This is a genomic window from Ruegeria lacuscaerulensis, from assembly GCF_013031245.1.
Lineage (GTDB): Bacteria > Pseudomonadota > Alphaproteobacteria > Rhodobacterales > Rhodobacteraceae > Ruegeria > Ruegeria lacuscaerulensis_C.
Map to the genome: position 1 here is coordinate 1 of NZ_WPZL01000098.1, position 1,316 is coordinate 1,316.

Sequence of the window (1,316 nt, forward strand, 5' to 3'; positions counted from 1 at the left end):
ATACGATCGAGATCATCGGATGTTCCATTCGAAACGCATCGAGCATTCCGCTCAACACACCAGGACCGATCGTGCACATAAGACCGATGTTGAGTTCCGCGACTTCTCCGGATGTTACGGCCTTGGCGGTTGACCGTACCAAGTGGCGAGTCTGGTCAATTTGTTGGAAATGTCCGCGTAGCGATTTTCCCAATTCAGTGAGTTCAGTAAAGCGCCCGTCGCGAACAACCAAGTCGCCGCCGAGTTCGGTTTCCAAGCGCTTGATCGCCTGTGTCAGAGCAGGTTGAGAGACATAACATTGCTCTGCAGCACGGGTGAAGTTCAGGGTCTCGGCAAGCGCGAGGAAGTAGCGTATCTGGTTAAAATCCATCGGCGTCCCGTTTGTAGTGAGTTGCGGATTCCGGCGCGTGGCACTTCACGCCTAAAACTTTCCGTTTTCGTTCTTCCATTCGCTGCGTGGTGCGATGGCCTCAATCGTATCCCAATGCTCAACGATCTTGTTATCAACGACACGGAAAAGATCATAGAAACTGGAATGGATACCTCCCTTGTACCCTTCACTCATACAAAGCACGAAATTCCCCTCGGCGAGCACTCGGTGAACTTGGTGGTATTGGATGCGAAACACGCCGTTTTCGGAGGCTTCAAGGTATGAGCGGTATGCGGCTACACCATCGGCAAGGTCAGGATTGTGCTGAACCAATCCAACATCGACATAGGTAACCAGAAGTCCTATTTGCCGTCCAACCAGAACCCGTTCGGCGAATTCACGCACCAAATCCCTATTGGCGTGGGTCTTATCCAGATCGGTAATCTCCGTCGCACCATCCAGCATGCCTCGGCCTGAAGGATTAGGGCCCATCATGGGTTGAATGTTGTCCCAATGCTCGACGGCTTTACCGTCTTCAAACCGGAAGACCTCGAACGCGACCCTCAGGCTTGAGAAGTCATATTCGTTGTGCGCAAAGGCGAAGTCACCATCCTCGAACACACGTATGAAAGTAACACGCGGATTTGTCTTCGATAATCGCGCGAACAGTGCCGCGAGCCCCTCGCTGCCTTCGTGCGTTTGGGGATTGTGTTGGATATAATTTGCCTCGTTAACAATTTCTGCGGCGGCTGAATCCCCAGTTTCGATGCCTTTTAGGAGTTTTTGAATCAGGTCCCTTTTTGACGCCACAAGATCTAACCCCACTTAGTAAAACGCATGCAAATGAGCTGAATATCAGTTAACAGCCATTCGAAACGAAGTCACCGATTACAGATTGAGACCCAAGTCTAATTAGACCGGCCCATAGCGGTCACGCGACCTATGT

2 protein-coding genes are annotated in these 1,316 nt (G+C 51.3%); both read right to left on the minus strand.

Going from position 1 to position 1,316, the window contains the following annotated elements:
- Nucleotides 1-370, minus strand: a 370-nt coding sequence (locus tag GOX66_RS25470) for a LysR family transcriptional regulator (RefSeq protein WP_170766709.1), incomplete at its 3' end; no start/stop codon positions are given.
- A gap of 51 nt (nt 371-421) precedes the next feature.
- Complete coding sequence (locus tag GOX66_RS25475) at nt 422-1,195, minus strand: nuclear transport factor 2 family protein (protein ID WP_336509535.1); 774 nt, start codon at nt 1,193-1,195, stop codon at nt 422-424.
- Nucleotides 1,196-1,316 lie beyond the last annotated feature (121 nt).